At 48.7% G+C, this 304-nt stretch carries 1 protein-coding gene; it reads left to right on the plus strand.

Annotated features, from left to right (window positions below; genetic code table 11):
* Positions 1–304 (plus strand): ATPase, T2SS/T4P/T4SS family (locus tag CWC04_RS19605; RefSeq protein ID WP_171038610.1); only part of this gene is annotated, 304 nt, incomplete at both ends.

Below are 304 nucleotides of genomic sequence, written 5' to 3' on the forward strand. Positions count from 1 at the left end.
ACAAGATGGCCGTATTAAATTAAAAATTACCGAGCGTAAAAGCATCGATTTTCGTGTAAGTACTATGCCGACGTTATGGGGCGAAAAAATAGTAATGCGTATTCTTGATTCATCAAGCGCTATGCTAGGTATTGATGTATTAGGTTACGAAGAGGATCAGAAAAAGCTTTATATGGATGCGCTAGGGCAACCGCAAGGCATGATACTAGTTACCGGCCAGACGGGGTCTGGTAAAACCGTTGCGCTTGTTTCCGGGTGTTGTTTAGGGGTCGTGCCTGGGGGGGGGGGGGGTGGCGGGGGGGGG

Source organism: Pseudoalteromonas sp. S2893, from assembly GCF_005887105.1.
Classification (GTDB): Bacteria; Pseudomonadota; Gammaproteobacteria; order Enterobacterales; family Alteromonadaceae; genus Pseudoalteromonas; species Pseudoalteromonas atlantica.